Source organism: Anaeroglomus insulsum (assembly GCF_050689095.1).
Lineage (GTDB): Bacteria > Planctomycetota > Phycisphaerae > Sedimentisphaerales > Anaerohalosphaeraceae > Anaeroglomus > Anaeroglomus insulsum.
Window position 1 is genome coordinate 61,256 of sequence record NZ_JBOGCL010000009.1, and the last position, 17,184, is coordinate 78,439.

The window sequence follows — 17,184 nt, forward strand, 5'->3', positions numbered from 1 at the left end:
CGCTATGAGTCTCATTTGAATTCACCCTGCCGCACTTTCGGCTGATCCCAAATGACTCACTGACTGCTGGTGGTTTTAGGTATTCTTCAGCAATATCCAATAATTATATTTGGTTTATATGCATATAGCGTGCCAAATTAGAAAATTCCCAAAAAAATCATTAACCTCTTACCAGACAGATAGTTACAGAGCATCCACCAGTCGCATCAACAATATCCAGAAATACAAATATGTAATTTAATAACCCGACATCTACATAATTGTAATGTTTTTTTACTATCCCCATAGAATCTCACATTCCTGGAGGACTGTACCAGACGCTGCAAAGCCCAAAATCCTCAAATAAAGAGCCCGGGGTTACATATTTGTAACCCCGGGCTTTCTTTGTAAAAAGCAGTCTGCCTATCAAGCAGCAGCGTTATCCAATCGCTTTCCCTCCCCTTTCACCGGTTCGTATGCGAATGCAATCCACCAGGTCCATGACAAATATTTTACCATCACCAATCTGACCGGTTCGTGCCGAACCAATGATTGCTTGGATGGTTTTCTCGACGAAATCTTCGTTCACAGCGATTTCGAGACGTATTTTCTTGAGCAGATTGACTTCAAATTTGACACCACGATAACTTTCCTCATACCCCATCTGGGCGCCGCAGCCCAGGGAATTAGTGACCGACATTTTTCCCACGTCGGCTTTGGCCAGGGCCTGTTTGACTTCTTCCAGTTTATGGGGTTGTATATAGGCAATAATCAGTTTCATCTGGATTCTCCATTTTACATTGTGCTAAAGACTTGAAATCCGCTATACGCTTCCATACCGTGTTCGCCAATATCCAGGCCGCGAAGTTCTTCTTCCCGGCTGACTCGAAGGCCCACGGTAAGGTCAATCACTTTGAATATAATCCCCATCATGATGACCACAAAAACAAGGGTGCTGAAACTGCCTACCATTTGAATGCCCAGTTGTGTGGGATTCCCGCTGTAAATAAATCCATCATTGGCCAATCCCAGAGAGCTTTTGCCGAATATGCCAATACAGATTGTACCGAATATACCGCACATGCCATGCACCGGCACAGCCCCCACTGGATCGTCAATATGCAGCTTATCCAGCAATTCAACACCAAGAACCACGATGATACCGGCAATGATTCCAATCACCATCGCTGCCCACGGATCCACATAGGCACAGGGGGCGGTAATTGCCACCAGACCTGCCAGGGCACCGTTCATGGCCATGGATAAATCCGGCTTGCCAAAACGGAACCACACCGTAGCCATCGCTGCAATCCCGCCTAACGCCGCAGCCAAATTGGTATTAATCGAAATCCGCGAAATAAGATCGCCATTGCCCACAGACAGGGTTGAGCCGGGATTGAACCCAAACCAGCCGAACCACAAAATGAACACGCCCAGCGAAGCCAGCGGGATATTATGGCCTGCCAGCACACGCGGCTTTCCATCGATCCCATATTTACCAAGACGCGGTTTGAGCATCACCGTTCCCACCAGAGCAGCAATACCGCCCACGGTATGCACCACCGTTGAACCCGCAAAGTCAGCAAAGCCCATTTTGCTCAGCCAGCCGCCGCCCCAGACCCAATGCCCCACAATCGGATAAACCAAAGCAGAAATGAGGAATGAATAGCTTAAATAGGCGACAAACTTCATCCGTTCAGCCATGCCGCCGGCAACGATGGTAGCAGCTGCTCCGCAAAATGCAGCCTGGAAAAGCCAGAACGCATATAAGGGAAGCCCGTTGACAGTGGAATCCAGCCCCGCCAGACAAAATCCCTTGATTCCGATGAATCCATTGCCATCGCCAAACATCAATCCATATCCTACCACAAAAAAGCCCAGCGAGGCCATGCAGAAATCCAGGAAGTTTTTGGTTAATATATTACAGGCATTTTTAGCTCTGATGAATCCGGTTTCGACCATACCAAAACCAGCCTGCATAAAAAATACCAGGAATGCTGCAATCAAGACCCATGCAGTATCCAATCCCTGCTTGAGGTCGGCCAGATTGATCCCTTCCTTGTCATCGGCCAGGGTAAGGCCGGGCATTGCCAACACCATCAAAAGGCACACACTTGTCAACCATCTACGACTTTTCACTGTTGTCATTTTGTTTTGACTCCCAAAATTATAGTTCGAATGCTGTTGTCACACTGGATTAATTCTTATAACAAAATCCATACCAGAACAAAAAACCCACGAAAAAGATACGTATCTTGTTTTAATGTATAGGGTTACAAATATGTCTCACGTGGGCCTGTATCTACATAAATGTAATCCATAGGCAACAAAACGACATATTTGTATGTTTAGATAATGACTCAAATATAAACCGGCGGTATCCTGGACAACAAGACACCGCCGGCTTTGGAGGAGGGTAATGCGATGGAACTTAACCGATGGCCGGAGATCCCCGCTCACCGGTTCGAATTCGGATGCAGTCTTCCAGATTAATCACAAAGATTTTACCATCACCAATTTGACCGGTACGTGCGGCCGAGATAATCGTATTGATGGTCTTTTCCACAAAAGTTTCGTTGACGGCAATTTCAAGGCGCACTTTCTTGAGCAAATTCACCTCAAATTTGACACCACGGTAACTTTCTTCATATCCCATCTGGGCCCCGCAGCCAAGCGAATTGGTGACCGACATTTTGCCCACCTCGGCTTTGGCCAGAGCGGCTTTGACTTCTTCCAGTTTATGGGGTTGTATATAGGCTATAATCAGTTTCATATTGATTCTCCGATAAGATGTTAACTAAAGATTTGAAATCCACAATAGGCTTCCATACCATGTTCGCCGATATCCAGCCCTTTACGTTCTTCTTCTGGATTCACGCGAAGCCCGACCGTTTTCTTCAGGAGAATAAACAATACCAGCCCTAATCCGAATGCCCAGAGAAACGCGGTTCCGGCACCCAGCAATTGAACACCCAGTTGTTTAAATCCGCCGCCATAAAACAACCCGCCATCCATAGCAAATAATCCATACGAAATCGTGCCCCACAATCCATTCACCCCATGCACACTGACCGCACCCACGGGGTCATCAATTTTAAGCACATAATCAAAGAATAAGACACTCAATACAACCAGAATACCTGCTACAGAACCAATGGCAATTGCACCCATTGGGGAGACGCCATCACACGGAGCAGTGATGGCGACCAGACCCGCCAGCGCACCGTTCAATGACATCGAGATATCCGGTTTTTTGATGACAACCCACGACGTAATCAATGCCAATACCGCACCAGCCGCCGCAGCCAGGTTGGTCGTAACGGCAATATAGCCAATGGACCCATTGCCCGCAGTTGTGCTGCCGGGATTGAATCCAAACCAGCCAAACCACAGGATAAACACACCCAGTGCAGCCAGCGGCAGATTGTGTCCCATGATCGCTTTGGGTTTTCCATCCGGTCCATATTTACCAATACGGGGACCGAGAATGATCGCACCGGCTAAGGCCAGCCAGCCGCCGATAGAATGGACCACGGTTGAGCCTGCAAAGTCATGAAAGCCCATTTTCGCCAGCCAGCTGTTATTATCGGTCAGCAGCAGATTGCCCCATGCCCAGGAACCGAATATGGGATATATGATCAGCGATATGATCGCACTGTAAATCAGATACGAAATAAATTTGGTTCGTTCGGCCATCGCGCCGGAAACAATCGTCGCGGCCGTTGCGGCAAAAACAGTCTGGAAGATCAGGAATGTCCAGTTCCAATCCGCTCCGGGTTCCGTTCCGGCCAGCCCAAACAGGCTCGTGCCGCAGAAACCGCTGCTATTGGCTCCGAACATCAGCCCAAAGCCAATCACAAAAAACACCAGACTGCCGATAGAAAAGTCCATCAGATTCTTCATTAATATATTGACCGCATTTTTGGCCCGGGTAAATCCGGTTTCCACCATCGCAAATCCGGCCTGCATGAAAAAGACCAGAAATGCAGCAATACAGGTCCAGACAATATTCAAATTGGTTTGTAATTCGGTTTTTGCCTCCGCCACCGGGTCCACGGGAGCTGGAGCGGCCTCGTCTGCCAGCGCCGCCCCCGCCCCAAGCATGAACAGCAAAATACCCGCAAAGAGTATGCTTTTATTTAGTTTGAGATTGTGTCGCATCTTCAATGCCTTTCCATTTTGATAGATTTGTTTAGAAACTGGTTGATAGGGTTATGCCGGTAAAGACATAGTCACTGTCGTTGTTACCGCGATACGTCGCATAGGTGTCTGCCGCACGCACATCACTATCCAACAGCGTTACATAATTAACACTGGGGGTCAATGTCCACCCCATGATGGGTATGGGAAAACCAATCGAGAGGGTCAGGTCCTGCATAGCACTGTCCGACAGGTTGCCCCAGTAAAACTTATTATACCCTTCGCTGCCCCAGCCGATACTGGCCGATGCAGTCATTCCAACCGGCATATCGGGGGATAATTCCATAATTTTTTCAATGGAATGGCTGACACTGAATGCAACGTAGGTTCCGTCCCCTTCATCGATGTCGCGGTACAGGGTCAGAGTCGGACTTAGCGGAATATCCAGGCCCAGGCCGGCATACACTTCCACGGTATCGCTGTCATCGGGTATACTCGGAAAGTAATAATAAATAGCTCCTACCGAATATTTAAACATGTCGAGTCCCGGAATCTTGTCGGCGTACCCAATTGTCCAGTCGTATTCGGTAAATTCCCAGTCATTGTCGTGGTAATCGGTCATATCGACATTGCCCCACAGCGATGCAGACCAATTCCCGTAAGTGAATCCCACCGAAGGCTGCATCACGTAGTCATCATTGAGCAGCTGGCCGCGCCAGATATACTTGCTCATGAATGCTGCGGATACGCCAACGCCCAGCGCAGGTTCATCGGACACAGCCGCTGCAGTGGTTTCTTCCGCATAGGTCGTCCAGGTCAATACACATACCAGTGCACATACGATTGCTTTTGCTGTTCTTGTCTTACTCATTGCATTCTCCATAATTCATTGTTCATTGTTTTGGTTTCTACTACAGGGTGTGAAGCTCAGGCCTGTTGCACCTCACAGAGAATCCAATAGCAACGAACGTGCCAATAGCAAGACGACTTTTTGAAAACAACTGTATGTATCTATGTAAAAAAGACTTACGAACACTGTGGCATTTTACATAAGATTTCTAAGTCAGGAATGGAGGATTGACAAAATAAAAGAGGACATACATATTTGTATGCCCTTCCCTGCGATATTACATTTTTGTATTTGCGGCTAAGGGAGGTATCCTGCCTGCCGTTTTGTCGCGGTCACTGGAGCATGAACCCCGCAATGGGGATCCGCTATATCATCCCCTCCGTCAGAGGTACTATTTGCGCAGGATATTATATTTTTTGATTTTATAGCCAAGAATACGCTCTGTGATCCCCAGTTCTTTGGCGGCATCACGCTGACAGCCCCCTGTCTTTTTCAGGGCATCAACAATCAATTCCTTCTCCAGTGATGCCACCCGGTCCAGCAGAGACAGATTGTCGAGCTGATGTGTTCTGTGGACCATTTGCAGCGATGGCGGGAGATGGTCAGATCGAATGACATCGCTGTCGCAGACCAGCACCGCCCGCTCGATGCAGTTTTCCAGCTCCCGCACATTGCCAGGCCAGTGGTAACTGGTCAGCATTTCAATGGCAGGGGTAGATATCCGATTAATGTTTTTGCTGTTTTCACGGGCATAGCGTTCAAGAAAATAATCCGCCAGCAGCATAATGTCATCTTTACGGTCCCGCAGCGGAGGGATGAATATCGGAAATACGTTGATGCGATAATACAAGTCCTCACGGAACAGCTTTTCTTTGATGCTTTCTTCGAGGTTTTTATTGGTCGCCACAATAATCCGGACATTGGATTTAATGGTTTCCGTGCCGCCAACCCGTTCAAATTCCTTAAACTGAATCACCCGCAAAAGTTTGACCTGAAGATTCAGTGAAAAATCGCCGATTTCATCGAGAAAGATTGTTCCCCCGTTGGCCAGTTCGAACCGCCCCAGCTTCCGTTCGGTTGCTCCGGTAAAGGCCCCCTTTTCATGACCAAATAATTCACTTTCCAGCAGCGTATCCGGCAACGCCGTACAATTCACTTTTACAAACGGTTTGTCGCTACGATGACTGTTATAATGAATGGCATGCGCCACAAGGTCTTTGCCAGTACCGCTTTCTCCACGGATCAGAACGGTCGCATTACTGTTGGCCACCTGTAAAATCAGACGATAGACTTCCTGGATGGCATTGCTGGTCCCGACCATGTTCTGTACCTTGAATTTGGTCTTTAATTCACGCAGCAGCCGTTCATTTTCACTGAGCAATTCTTTTTTATTTGACTCGATCGTTTTATTCAGCTTGACAGCCTGGGCAATCAGGGTAGCGATGACTTCCAGCAGCCGCACGTGAGAATCAAAATCTTCACCGGCCTTAACCTTCTTGTCAACACTGATGGCACCAATCGTAATGCCTTCCAGCTTGATCGGAACGCAAATAAAGCAGATCTTTTGACCTTTGGGAATCTTGCGCTGGCCGGTTTTGGCCAGAAACCGGGGGTCCAGCCGGATATCCGGCACAACCACCTCTTTACCCGTCTGCACGACCAGACCGGTAATCCCTTCCCCGACACGATAGGTGACATTTTTTTTGGACGCTTCATCAATGCCATGCGCCACCTTGATATCGATCATTTCACTGAGCGGATCCAGCAGGGTAATCAATCCGCGTTCAAGTTTCAGAAATGAATCCAGAGATTTTAGAATGGATTCAAGTGTGACTTCCAGATTCAGCGACATTGCAAAGGCCTTGGCTATATCTGCCAACAGGTCCACTTCACGCCCCAGCTTATTGGTCATATCTTTGCCTTATTATGGATAGAGCTGTATATTAGGTTATACATAATAACAATATTGTACTATATTATTCATAAAAATACAAATTTGTCCATTTTAATTATTCCTAAATAATACCCTTTTTATGCAGATACTGCCTGTCCGGTTATAGGGTATTGAAAAATCATGCCCTGGACCTTGTTTAAACCATGAAAAAACAAATATTTTCTTAGTTGAGGACTGATAAAATTCTGGATAAACCTCGGATAAGGGCTTCCATTGCATAAACAATGCTGAGTTGGTTTCGATGTCGTTTGCACAAAAACCCACAATTTGTTATAATCAGCCTTGTATTAGATGTCCAATCTTCTGGGGACGACGGGGTGCAGAAGAATTGTGCAGGCCTTTGACAACGGTTGTCTGGGCTCGCAAGTGATTGCTTAACTTTGGGGGTGTATGATGAACCAGTCGAATTATGAAGATAAGTTGACGGAATTGCTGAATGCCGCGGGTGATATTCCTGTCCCCCAGCGGGAAAAGATTATGTTTCTGGCCCGCCGCAGCACCGAGGGATATAAAATGCTTCAGGAGAAAATCAGCACGCTGCAGAATTCGCTGGATTATCTGCGTGTGGGCGTCAAATACCTGATTTTTGATCTGGAAGCCACCCGGCGGGAGAACGCAGAGCTTCGCAAACAACTCGAACAATTGCGGGGACCGAGCAGCCCGAATACAGAACCGGACAACAACCCGAACTTCGAATGACAGGCCGGGAATGACGGGCGTGAGTTGTATTATCAAATACTGTTCTGCCGGAGATTAAAATGAAAAAAATGATGCTTATAGTCTTTGCACTGACCCTGATATCGTCAACATTTGCAATAACCAATGTCAGCATGGAAGAATTGACCAACCAGGGCGTCTTCACGCAGGATAGTATGGGGCTGCCCGGAACAGGATATGACAGTAGTGATATGTTGTTTGAGGCATCCATTTCCTTTGTAGCCGTCCCGGAACCGTGTACCTTGCTGTTGTGCGGCGGCGGTGCAGCATTTTTATTTGGCTTCCTTCGAAAGAAATAACAACGCCCTGATCACCTTTAAATGGATTAATCCACAAAGACCCGCAGATTTGTCTGCGGGTCTTTTTTTTATCACTAAATTTCAGAGGAAATGCATTGCAGATATGCGACATTTATGATACCATATTGCTGTAATAGCAAATTACCAATCATACAAGGATTCAGGCCATGAAACAACGAATCAAACAAGCAGTTGACCTGTTCAATGAAGGCTATTCGTGCTCTCAAGCCATTGTAGCGGCCTTTGCAGACAACTTCAATTTAGACCGGAATACCGCTCTGAAAATTGCCTCGGGCCTGGGCGGTGGTGTTGGTCGAACCGGGGATATGTGCGGTGCCGTCACGGGAGCAGTACTTGTCCTGGGATTACAATTCGGAACCACAGACCCCAAAGATAAAACAGCCAAATTCGAGACCTATAAAAAAGTCCAGTTGTTTCTTGAAGAATTCAAACAGCAGGCAGGCTCACTCGTTTGCCGGGAATTGCTTGGATTTGATTTTAACACCCCGGAAGGAATCATACGATCCAAACAGCCCGGCGCTTTCGAACACTGTCCGGAATTTGTGCAGATTGCCGCCCAGATTTTAGAAGGCATGCTGCAACAATAAAAAACTGACCGTTGAGGTCGTTGTTTATGCGGACCACGAAAGTTTTTATAGTATATCGCAAAGCAGGCCAATTCAAGGCCCCGTATCGATTTCGAATCAAACCCGTATGAAATCGCAAATCATCTCGATCACCAACACTTTTCTCCAGAATCCAACGGCCCCTTATCGAGAAGGGATTGTTCGTCAAGCCATCCTCCAGTTTTGCACAGACCGAGGTATTCAAACAACGGTCGATAAAATGGGTAATATCCTGGCCGTCTTTGGTGCGAAATATTCAAATACCCCCCTCACATTTGTCGCCCATCAGGACCATCCCGGCTTTATTATCGAAAAAGACTCTGTCCGTAACAAGACAACCGCCCTCTTTTATGGGGGTGTCGAAAAGTCTTATTTCCATAAAGGTACCCCTATTCGAGTATTTACATCAACCGGCAGTATTCCAGGCAGGATAACCCAAGTTCAATTTGATGACAAAAATAAGCGAAAACGGGTATGGCTTGCATTAAATGGTCCGGCCCAAAAAGGAGATTTGGCGATGTGGGATTTGCCCACCTGCCAGATTCAAGACGATCTCTTGCACAGCAGGGCGTGTGATGACCTGATTGGGTGTGCTGCCATTCTGTGCCTTTTTGATCAACTGCATCGCAGGAAAATTCGTCGCAAAGTCCTTGGCTTGTTCACCGTGGCTGAAGAAGCCGGTTTGCATGGTGCCAAATATGTCTGTAAGCATAAGTCGTTACCCCAAGATCGCGTTATTATCTCGATCGAGACCAGCTCCGCGTTGCCGACAGCCCCTATTGGTAAAGGAGTTGTAATTCGGGTCGGTGACCGCAGTCGTATTTTTAATCCCAGCGTTATCCAATGGATGGTTACGATCGCAGCAAATCTTCAAAAACAAGACAAGACTTTCCTCTATCAGCGTCAATTAATGGATGCCGGCACATGTGAGGCATCAATATTTACTCAGTTCGGATACACAACTGGCGCTGTATGCATACCGCTTGGCAATTATCATAACCGGGATGCCAAAAAAGGGGTAATCGCATCGGAAATTGTATCGGTGAATGACTATCTGAATATGATAAAACTGTTTTTGGCTCTTGTCATCAAGGGGGGCGATGCGGTACAATTACATTTGACAAAAATGCCAACCTATAAAAAACGGATCGGCGAGCTTGGTGAATTATTCCTCGAATAAAAAGCGAAAGGAATGCTTATGGATGAAAAACTGGTAACCGCCGCTCAATTCGATACCCCGGAAAATGCACATCTGGCAAAAATCGACCTTGAAAATGCAGGAATTCAATGTTTTGTTGGCGATGAAAATATGCCTATAGCAGGTCTTTATTACACCCTCCCCACCTGCGGTATAAAATTGCTGGTGCGTAACAGCGACTTGGAACGTGCCCGTCAAATCCTGCAGGAAGCCCAGAATAGCCATTTTGACTGGAATCAGGTTGATTTTTCCTCAATCGAAGAACAACAATAACGCACAGAAAGGATCGACCATGCCGCTCAAACAACATATCATTTTAGGCGTCCATATTACCGACAGAGTTCACCATGTCCAGTCTGTTCAGGAAACCCTGACCCAATACGGATGCAGCATCCGGACCCGTCTGGGTCTGCACGAAGCGGATAAAGGATATTGTTCACCCAATGGACTATTGATTCTTGAAATGACCGACGACCTGCCAACCGCACAGGAGCTGGCCAGCAAGCTCAACGCAATCGAGGGGGTTGAAGTCAAGACGATGGTTTTTGGACACCCCTGATTGACTCCTCTCAGGTCGTGCCGGCGCTGGACACCGGGCATAAATAGGTTCGCAGAACACTTTCCAGTTTGGCTCGATCGATGGGTTTGGTAAGATATCCATCGCAGCCTGCCTGGCGGCATTTTTCCTCATCCCCTTTCATGGCATGGGCGGTTAATGCAATCACAGGGGTCTGGATGCCCATCGCTTTGATCTGGCGGGTTGCATCATAGCCGTTCATCACGGGCATCTGCATGTCCATCAAAACCAGGTCATACCGGCCATGACCTATTTCTTCCACAGCCTTCTGACCATCTTCGACAATGGTAACCTCAAGCCCCATTTTTTGCAGCATAATGCGAATCAAAGTCTGGTTGGCCCGGGCATCTTCTGCTACCAGAATGTTTCCTTTTAGAGGAATGAGAGCTTGATTGCCCTCGGGCCGTACGGTGTCAAGGGAGCTGTGAGACGATGGTGCAGTAGGACTCTGTGCTCCAGTTCCCAGAGGCAATTGAATAGTAAAGACGGTACCCCGTCCTGGCTCACTGTAAAGCGAAATCCGTCCTCCAAGCAATTCCACGAGTTGGCGGGTAATCGTTAGCCCCAGACCAGTTCCCCCATATTTGCGTGTGTGGCTGCCATCTGCCTGAGTAAACGCCTCAAACACCAGAAGCTGCTTATCCTTGGGTATCCCGATACCGGTATCTTCAACATCAAAGCGGACATAAGACGTCTGGTTGATGGTTTCCAGGGTAACATGCAAATAGACATGACCTTGTTCGGTAAATTTAATGGCATTGTTGACCAGATTCACCAGGCATTGTCGCAGACGGACCGGATCCGTTCGCATCATGTCCGGCAGCTTACTGCCGTATATGACATCAAAATCAAGGTTCTTTTGCGAGCACATCGGCCGAAACAGGGATTCCAATTCTTCAAGCATTTGAATCAAGGAAAAATCTATTTGCTCTGTACTGAGTTTCCCGGCCTCAATTTTTGAAAAATCCAGAATGTCATTGATTATTTGCAGCAGATTTTTGCCGCTGGATAGAATGGTTTCCACATACTTTGCCTGTTCGTCCGACAAGGGCTCGTCTCTGAGCAATTCACCAAATCCGAGGATGGCATTCATCGGGGTTCTGATTTCATGACTCATATTGGCGAGAAACTCACTTTTTGCTCGATTGGCCTGAGTCGCCTGTTTGGCCATCAAATTGGCACGTTCTACCGACATCTTTAATCGCTGGTTAGAGAGCTTCAGTTCCCTGGTGCGATCATTGATCATTTCCTCAAGGTGATCGCGGTGCTTTCGCAATTCAGCTTCAGCCTGCATACGATCTGTCATTTCTTTTTGGATCTGGCCCAGCATTTGATTGAATGTATCAATCAAAACCCCCACCTCATCATTGTAATATTTGACCGCTCGGACCGAGTAGTCTTTCCGATATGTCACATCTCTGGCAATATTGGTCAGGGCCAGAATCGGCTGTGATATTAAACGCTGAAGCCAGCTGGATAACACATAACCAATAACTAATCCGAATCCAATAACGCCAATGATAATCATGATATTTCTTTTAAGATTGGCCTTGAGAGGCTGTAAATCCGAACATAAAATCAGATGACCAATGACATCCCCGTCCAAAACGATATTTTTCCGGACAACCAGTTCATCCCCAACAAATGACCAGCCTTCGACAGCAGAATGGTCATGAATAGCAGGCCGGGTGTTTTTGCGAACATAGCGTGCAAATTCGGGGCGCGCGGGGGTCTGAATCACAACGTAAAGGACAGAAGGGCGAGCCTGAAACGATTCCAGCAGGCCAGCTGCAATTTGTGTGTCTTCAAAAGCAACAGCTGCCTTGCAATTATCTGCAGCAATCTGAGTCTGCATCACGATATCTTTAATCATATTCTGCCGGAAGGCGTATTGATTCCAGGCAATCATGGCCCCGCCTGACAGCAGCAAAACAACCAGACAGATGCTCATCAGCACAGCAAGCAGTTTGCGGCGAATTGTCAAATCATTTATCCATTTCATATCTCGCCTCGAACGATACACGACACTCATACTCAGGGTGTTGGCCTGGCGGTTTCCTTTTTATAGACTTTGCGTGCAAGCTGAAGTAACTGCGAACTAATCTTCAACGCTTTTGCTTCCGCCGAAATCAGATTGATATCGAATCGCATTTTGTTATTTTCTGTAACAAATTCGATGACTCCACCAAGGCTGGCAAAATTGCTGATATCGCTAACGGTCAAAATGGGTTTTTTCTCTAACCCTTTCAGAATCTCTGCAAGCCGTTCTTTTTCTGCGGCTCCCACAAATAACAGATGACAGGACACAATGGTTTTTTGCAATTGGTCCAAATAATCCTCAACTGTTGCATCATGATTTTTCTTTTTTACCGTTTCGAAGCTGTCGATAAATATGACTTTCACGGCCCTGTCTTTAATGGTCTTATCGGCAAGTGAATTCAAGGGGGCTTTGAGAGAATCCTCACCGAGCACACAAAGGACAAAAGGAGTTGGGGGCTGGCCGGAATTATCGGACTTGGAGGAATTTTCAGGCCACTCGACAAACTTCATGAAGTTATATATAAATGCAGCCTTTAATTGGTATGCTGTAGCAAGATTTTTGCCGGTGTCGGCGTCGGCCAACAACGACGGCAGCAGACTCCCTGCAGACAGGAAGAAAGCTACTGCATACAACTGAATCCGTTGTCTGACAACAGAGACAACATCTGCATAGCTGTTGTTATTTTTGGCTTTATCACTACATTTCATTCTATTCTCTGACAGCCTCAGATACAACGTCATGATGCTGTCAGGTCGTCCAAATCAAGTCGAAAATTAATCAGAATAGAATTCAAGAAGGGGTTGAATTGCAATAATTAAGAAAACACGATGATTGTTATCTGTTCCCAGGTATCCGCTATCGATTTTTATGGGAACGGCAGGACAATCGAATGTCATCTTTGTTGAACCCAAAAATGATTATCGGTCCTCGATCACAGCTGTGCTTTTCAGCTCGTCAATATATTGCTCTATAGCTTTCTGGCGGAATTGACGATGGAGCTCATCGGAGATGAAGGGGCGAACCTGCTCCAGAGCAATAGCCACCGAAGGACGGCGTTCAATCAATTTGGCAATATGAAAACCGAATTCAGTTTCAAAAACATCGCTGATTTCACCGGGCTGCAGTGTCATCAGGACCGTCTCGAAACCTTCAACCATCTGTCCCGCAGAAAACCAGCCCAAATCACCTCCGCGATCCGGACAATCTGAATACATTTGTGCGAGTTTTGCGAACTCTGCCCCATGCCGTAATTGCTCCAGCACCGCACGCAATTCGGATTTGAGCTGTTCGGGATCAGAACCGGGTTTAATGTGTTTGACAATATGAGCAGCCCGCATCATCGGGGGCATCATAAATCGGGCCTGGTTATCCTCATAAAATTTGCGAATCTGCTTATCGGTGGGTTTTGGGGCCTGCGATTCAATTTTTTCAATGAGACGATGTCCTTGGATTTGGACTTCAATATCACTGCGAATCTGCTGTTCGGTCAGCTTATGATCGGCTAGAAAACGGTCGAAACCGACGCGTCCCCCATGGCGTTCAATCACCTCCCTCATGGCTTCATCCATATCTTTGGGGTCAATCGGGCTTTTCTGTCGCATTGCCTCCTGACGCAAAAGAACACTTTCAATCACATTTTCCCTGGCCCACTGAACAAGCTGCATTTCTCGGGCATCCTGTTCCATGTCTGCGAAAACACGCTCATACTCTGGCCGGAGACGGGCAATCTCTTCTTCGATGGTTTGAGGGGCAACACATTGGCCGTTTACATATAACGTCATCTTATCTCCATTTAGTCCGAATCTAAAACCGACATCACTGTCAGCAATTTATATCGTATTGTCAATCAAAAAATGAGGATTTGACTTGTAAACAATCCCCTTTTATATTATTCATCATATCTACACCTGCCCTCCGGCAGCATACTCTGTGTTTTATGCAAAGAAGACAATTTAATCTGTAGAAATCAAATAAAAGGAGTGTATTTATATGGATATGCATAATAAATACGACGAATCCTCTCAATCAATCCCGCCGTCTCCCCCGCAGCCTGGAGAAACACCGGTTCCACCTGCTCCTTCTCCTGCTATCCAATATATCAACATTCCGGCAGAAAACAAAAAGAGCGGATCTGGATGGAGAATATTTATAAATATTCTCTTAACGTTCTCGATTCTGACCAATATCGTCCTGTTTCTCGCCTTGACCGGACTTGTTATGATGTTACTGGTCAGCACCGGAGGTACAGAGCAATTTTCTGAAACGACCTTAATTAAAGGACCCGCGTCAAGCAAGATTGCCGTCATTAATCTGGTTGGGATTATCGAAAATACCCAAAGCGACGAAATTAGGCTGCTCACCGAGGAGGCGCTGAGAAGTCCAGACATTCGTGCTGTTATCCTCCGCATCAATAGTCCTGGCGGTACAGTATCTGCCAGTGATCAGATTCATTATTATATCACCAAGCTCAAACAGGAAACCGGTCTGCCGGTCCTGGCTTTTATGCAGTCGGTAGCCGCATCCGGTGGTTATTACAGCGCCGTAGCCTGTGATTACATCATAGCCGAGCCAACAGCGATTACCGGCTCTATTGGGGTCATTATGAGTCATATTGTGGTGAAAGACCTGCTAGAACAAAAGCTCGGGATTCAGCCTGAGGTCTTAAAAAGCGGAGAAAAAAAAGACTGGCCCAGCATGTTCTCGACAATGACGGACGAACAGAAGCGTTATCTTGATGAAAAACTCATCAAGCCGGCCTATGAACGTTTTGTCACACTGGTCTGCGAAGGCCGGCAAGCCCTGACCTCCCAGCAGGTTCATGCACTCGCTGACGGCAGTATTTATACCGCTCAGGAAGCTCAAATCAAAGGACTAATTGATGAAACCGGTTATTTTGAACAGGCTGTTGCGAAAGCCAAACAGATGGCAGGAATCAGCAATGCCCGCGTCGTCGAATTGGAACGCAGGATGACCTGGATGGATGTGCTCGGTGCCGAAAGCCGTCAATCCGTCATCCATTCCAAAATACTTGAAAAACTGGCTATCCCCCAACTGATGTATATGTGGGACGGCATGCACTGAGTCTTCGTCATTGTCTGAGTCAAATCAGTATTTTTTGCTGCGGATAATGGAAATGGCTAGCCACAGCCCCATGATCATCGCAATCAGATATCCGGCAATCCCGAATGCCTGAAGACTGAACAGTCCCAGAACGGTCCCATCCTGGGGCACCAGCAAACTGGATCCGATCAACAAGGCGGCAATAATAACCGCAAAACTGATCCGATTGGAGCTATTATCCAGTGTATCTTCCAATTCTTCAAGGTGGTCATGGTGGATATGGATTTTGAAATTCCCACGGCGAAATTTGCCGATAATTGCTGCCGCATCTTCCGGCAATCGCCCTGCCAATTCCGTTGCCCCCAGAGCAGCTTTTTTCAACTGATCAAATACATTTTTGGGATTGATTTGTTCTAATGCAAATTTGCGTGCATAGGGCTTGAGACATTCAATAATCTGGAAATCTTCATCGAGCGACCGGGCAAAGGATTCGATAGTCATCAGACTTTTAAGCATCAGCGTAAAATCCCGCGGAGCTCCGATCTGATACTTTCGGATAATCTCAAATCCACGGACCATGACCTCACGAAATGGAATATCCTTGAGCGGAAGCCCATAATAGGTGTTGATCATATCCTGGATATCACGTACCAGCTCGGGTTGACTGGAATGATCCGACAACATTTCCGCCCGTTCCAGCCCGTGCACAATCCGCCAGACGTCTCCGTCAACAATTGCCAATACGATGTATTGCAGCAGCAGTTTATCTTCATTGGTCAGCCGCCCCACCTGCCCGAAGTCCAGCGGGGCAAGAACATTTCCCTGCATGACAAGAAAATTGCCCGGATGGGGATCGGTATGAAAAAAACCGTGCTCAAAGACCTGTTGAAGGACAAAATCCGCTCCGCGACGCGCAATTATTTTAGGATCCAGTCCAACCGACACAAGGCGATCAATTTGGTTGGGTTTGACGCCTTCAATGTACTCCATGGTCAAAAGACCCTCTGAGCAATACCGCTCAAGGACCCGGGGAACATGAATGGCAGGATCGTTAGCAAAATTTCTGATAAATCGCTGCTGGTTGCGGCGTTCATTGGCATAATCGACCTCTTTGCTGACGGCCTCCGCAAATTCTCGAACCATACGTTGCGGATCAAATGTTTCTGGAGCTGCAAACCTGCCGCGAGCAAGCCGAGCAAGGTCTTTAAGGATTTCCAGCTCCGCCTGGATGGTTTTGACAATATCCGGCCGACGGATTTTAACAACTACTTCCTGGCCATCCTTTGTCCTGGCACGATGGACTTGGGCAATGCTGGCAGCGGCTATAGGTTCCGGATCAAACCGGTCGAATATCTCTTCCGGGTAGTTCCCAAGCTGTTTTTTTACTTCTACACGGATGATGGAATATTTTTCTGGACTTACACGGTCCTGAAGCAATTCCAATTCCTGGATAAATTCCACCGGCAATAAGTCCGGACGTGTGCTGAGCAACTGTCCAAGCTTGATAAAGGTTGGCCCCAATTCCTCCATCGCCAAACGGACTCGCCTGGCCAATGAGGCTTGAGCAATTTCCTTTCTGGCAGGCAAAGGAATTACTTTTGAGCCTAAGCCAACTCTGAGATGTCTGCCAACAATACCGGCCAATTCCTCAAAACCATACTTCATAAGTACGGCCATGATATGACGGTATCGCTGCAAGCGGACAATTCCCCGCCGTATTCCGCTGAATAATTTCAGCAAGGC

17 protein-coding genes are annotated in these 17,184 nt (G+C 47.0%); 7 read left to right on the top strand and 10 right to left on the bottom strand.

All coding sequences use genetic code 11. The features are described 5' to 3' along the window. Positions 1 to 418: 418 nt before the first annotated feature. The 6 genes from ACQ9LF_RS09245 to ACQ9LF_RS09270 all read right to left on the bottom strand — a co-directional run bounded on the left by ACQ9LF_RS09245 (position 419) and on the right by ACQ9LF_RS09270 (position 6,881). The gene (locus ACQ9LF_RS09245; RefSeq protein WP_462489108.1) at positions 419 to 760 is read right to left on the bottom strand and encodes a P-II family nitrogen regulator; all 342 of its coding nucleotides are present in this window, start codon (positions 758 to 760) and stop codon (positions 419 to 421) included. 14 nt (positions 761 to 774) lie between these two features. After that, positions 775 to 2,067 carry an ammonium transporter gene (locus ACQ9LF_RS09250; protein ID WP_462489109.1) on the bottom strand — a complete coding sequence of 431 codons (1,293 nt, stop codon included), beginning with the start codon at positions 2,065 to 2,067 and terminating at the stop codon, positions 775 to 777. A gap of 343 nt (positions 2,068 to 2,410) precedes the next feature. Beyond that, positions 2,411 to 2,752 carry a P-II family nitrogen regulator gene (locus ACQ9LF_RS09255; RefSeq protein ID WP_462489110.1) on the bottom strand — a complete coding sequence of 114 codons (342 nt, stop codon included), beginning with the start codon at positions 2,750 to 2,752 and terminating at the stop codon, positions 2,411 to 2,413. 20 nt (positions 2,753 to 2,772) lie between these two features. Beyond that, positions 2,773 to 4,140: an ammonium transporter gene (locus ACQ9LF_RS09260; RefSeq protein WP_462489111.1), complete on the bottom strand. Its 1,368-nt coding sequence runs from the start codon at positions 4,138 to 4,140 to the stop codon at positions 2,773 to 2,775. A gap of 31 nt (positions 4,141 to 4,171) precedes the next feature. Then, entirely contained in the window at positions 4,172 to 4,990 is an 819-nt protein-coding gene (locus ACQ9LF_RS09265) for a hypothetical protein (protein ID WP_462489112.1), read from the bottom strand. Between the two features lie 370 nt (positions 4,991 to 5,360). Further along, positions 5,361 to 6,881, bottom strand: a complete 1,521-nt coding sequence (locus tag ACQ9LF_RS09270; RefSeq protein ID WP_462489113.1) for a sigma 54-interacting transcriptional regulator — start codon at positions 6,879 to 6,881, stop codon at positions 5,361 to 5,363. A 432-nt stretch (positions 6,882 to 7,313) separates the two neighbouring features. Between ACQ9LF_RS09270 and ACQ9LF_RS09275 the strand changes: the two genes are divergently transcribed. The 6 genes from ACQ9LF_RS09275 (at position 7,314) to ACQ9LF_RS09300 (ending at position 10,322) form a co-directional block, all read left to right on the top strand. Further along, the gene (locus ACQ9LF_RS09275; protein ID WP_462489114.1) at positions 7,314 to 7,622 is read left to right on the top strand and encodes a hypothetical protein; all 309 of its coding nucleotides are present in this window, start codon (positions 7,314 to 7,316) and stop codon (positions 7,620 to 7,622) included. A 59-nt stretch (positions 7,623 to 7,681) separates the two neighbouring features. Then, the gene (locus ACQ9LF_RS09280; RefSeq protein ID WP_462489115.1) at positions 7,682 to 7,939 is read left to right on the top strand and encodes a hypothetical protein; all 258 of its coding nucleotides are present in this window, start codon (positions 7,682 to 7,684) and stop codon (positions 7,937 to 7,939) included. 167 nt (positions 7,940 to 8,106) lie between these two features. Next, complete coding sequence (locus tag ACQ9LF_RS09285) at positions 8,107 to 8,547, top strand: C-GCAxxG-C-C family protein (protein WP_462489116.1); 441 nt, start codon at positions 8,107 to 8,109, stop codon at positions 8,545 to 8,547. A gap of 106 nt (positions 8,548 to 8,653) precedes the next feature. Beyond that, positions 8,654 to 9,745 carry a M20/M25/M40 family metallo-hydrolase gene (locus ACQ9LF_RS09290; RefSeq protein ID WP_462489117.1) on the top strand — a complete coding sequence of 364 codons (1,092 nt, stop codon included), beginning with the start codon at positions 8,654 to 8,656 and terminating at the stop codon, positions 9,743 to 9,745. An 18-nt stretch (positions 9,746 to 9,763) separates the two neighbouring features. Further along, positions 9,764 to 10,036 carry a putative signal transducing protein gene (locus tag ACQ9LF_RS09295; protein ID WP_462489118.1) on the top strand — a complete coding sequence of 91 codons (273 nt, stop codon included), beginning with the start codon at positions 9,764 to 9,766 and terminating at the stop codon, positions 10,034 to 10,036. A gap of 19 nt (positions 10,037 to 10,055) precedes the next feature. After that, complete coding sequence (locus ACQ9LF_RS09300; RefSeq protein WP_462489119.1) at positions 10,056 to 10,322, top strand: CPF_0552 family protein; 267 nt, start codon at positions 10,056 to 10,058, stop codon at positions 10,320 to 10,322. A 10-nt stretch (positions 10,323 to 10,332) separates the two neighbouring features. Here ACQ9LF_RS09300 and ACQ9LF_RS09305 read toward each other — a convergent pair whose 3' ends face one another. The 3 genes from ACQ9LF_RS09305 to ACQ9LF_RS09315 form a co-directional block, all read right to left on the bottom strand. Further along, positions 10,333 to 12,342, bottom strand: a complete 2,010-nt coding sequence (locus ACQ9LF_RS09305) for an ATP-binding protein (protein WP_462489120.1) — start codon at positions 12,340 to 12,342, stop codon at positions 10,333 to 10,335. Between the two features lie 32 nt (positions 12,343 to 12,374). Further along, positions 12,375 to 13,121: a YfiR family protein gene (locus ACQ9LF_RS09310; protein ID WP_462489121.1), complete on the bottom strand. Its 747-nt coding sequence runs from the start codon at positions 13,119 to 13,121 to the stop codon at positions 12,375 to 12,377. Positions 13,122 to 13,298: 177 nt separating this feature from the next. Next, positions 13,299 to 14,162: a peptidylprolyl isomerase gene (locus ACQ9LF_RS09315; protein WP_462489122.1), complete on the bottom strand. Its 864-nt coding sequence runs from the start codon at positions 14,160 to 14,162 to the stop codon at positions 13,299 to 13,301. A gap of 436 nt (positions 14,163 to 14,598) precedes the next feature. Between ACQ9LF_RS09315 and sppA the strand changes: the two genes are divergently transcribed. After that, positions 14,599 to 15,462, top strand: a complete 864-nt coding sequence (gene sppA, locus ACQ9LF_RS09320) for a signal peptide peptidase SppA (RefSeq protein ID WP_462489123.1) — start codon at positions 14,599 to 14,601, stop codon at positions 15,460 to 15,462. A gap of 24 nt (positions 15,463 to 15,486) precedes the next feature. Here sppA and ACQ9LF_RS09325 read toward each other — a convergent pair whose 3' ends face one another. Further along, positions 15,487 to 17,181, bottom strand: coding sequence for an ABC1 kinase family protein (locus tag ACQ9LF_RS09325; protein WP_462489124.1), 1,695 nt, complete (start codon positions 17,179 to 17,181; stop codon positions 15,487 to 15,489). Between the last annotated feature and the right edge of the window lie 3 nt (positions 17,182 to 17,184).

Bases quoted from the DNA above. Each gene is read 5' to 3' on its own strand.
- ACQ9LF_RS09245 (WP_462489108.1), bottom strand. From the start codon at position 760: ATGAAACTGATTATTGCCTATATACAACCCCATAAACTGGAAGAAGTC.
- ACQ9LF_RS09250 (WP_462489109.1), bottom strand. From the start codon at position 2,067: ATGCCCGGCCTTACCCTGGCCGATGACAAGGAAGGGATCAATCTGGCC.
- ACQ9LF_RS09255 (WP_462489110.1), bottom strand. From the start codon at position 2,752: ATGAAACTGATTATAGCCTATATACAACCCCATAAACTGGAAGAAGTC.
- ACQ9LF_RS09260 (WP_462489111.1), bottom strand. From the start codon at position 4,140: ATGCGACACAATCTCAAACTAAATAAAAGCATACTCTTTGCGGGTATT.
- ACQ9LF_RS09265 (WP_462489112.1), bottom strand. From the start codon at position 4,990: ATGAGTAAGACAAGAACAGCAAAAGCAATCGTATGTGCACTGGTATGT.
- ACQ9LF_RS09270 (WP_462489113.1), bottom strand. From the start codon at position 6,881: ATGACCAATAAGCTGGGGCGTGAAGTGGACCTGTTGGCAGATATAGCC.
- ACQ9LF_RS09275 (WP_462489114.1), top strand. From the start codon at position 7,314: ATGATGAACCAGTCGAATTATGAAGATAAGTTGACGGAATTGCTGAAT.
- ACQ9LF_RS09280 (WP_462489115.1), top strand. From the start codon at position 7,682: ATGAAAAAAATGATGCTTATAGTCTTTGCACTGACCCTGATATCGTCA.
- ACQ9LF_RS09285 (WP_462489116.1), top strand. From the start codon at position 8,107: ATGAAACAACGAATCAAACAAGCAGTTGACCTGTTCAATGAAGGCTAT.
- ACQ9LF_RS09290 (WP_462489117.1), top strand. From the start codon at position 8,654: ATGAAATCGCAAATCATCTCGATCACCAACACTTTTCTCCAGAATCCA.
- ACQ9LF_RS09295 (WP_462489118.1), top strand. From the start codon at position 9,764: ATGGATGAAAAACTGGTAACCGCCGCTCAATTCGATACCCCGGAAAAT.
- ACQ9LF_RS09300 (WP_462489119.1), top strand. From the start codon at position 10,056: ATGCCGCTCAAACAACATATCATTTTAGGCGTCCATATTACCGACAGA.
- ACQ9LF_RS09305 (WP_462489120.1), bottom strand. From the start codon at position 12,342: ATGAAATGGATAAATGATTTGACAATTCGCCGCAAACTGCTTGCTGTG.
- ACQ9LF_RS09310 (WP_462489121.1), bottom strand. From the start codon at position 13,121: ATGACGTTGTATCTGAGGCTGTCAGAGAATAGAATGAAATGTAGTGAT.
- ACQ9LF_RS09315 (WP_462489122.1), bottom strand. From the start codon at position 14,162: ATGACGTTATATGTAAACGGCCAATGTGTTGCCCCTCAAACCATCGAA.
- sppA (WP_462489123.1), top strand. From the start codon at position 14,599: ATGATGTTACTGGTCAGCACCGGAGGTACAGAGCAATTTTCTGAAACG.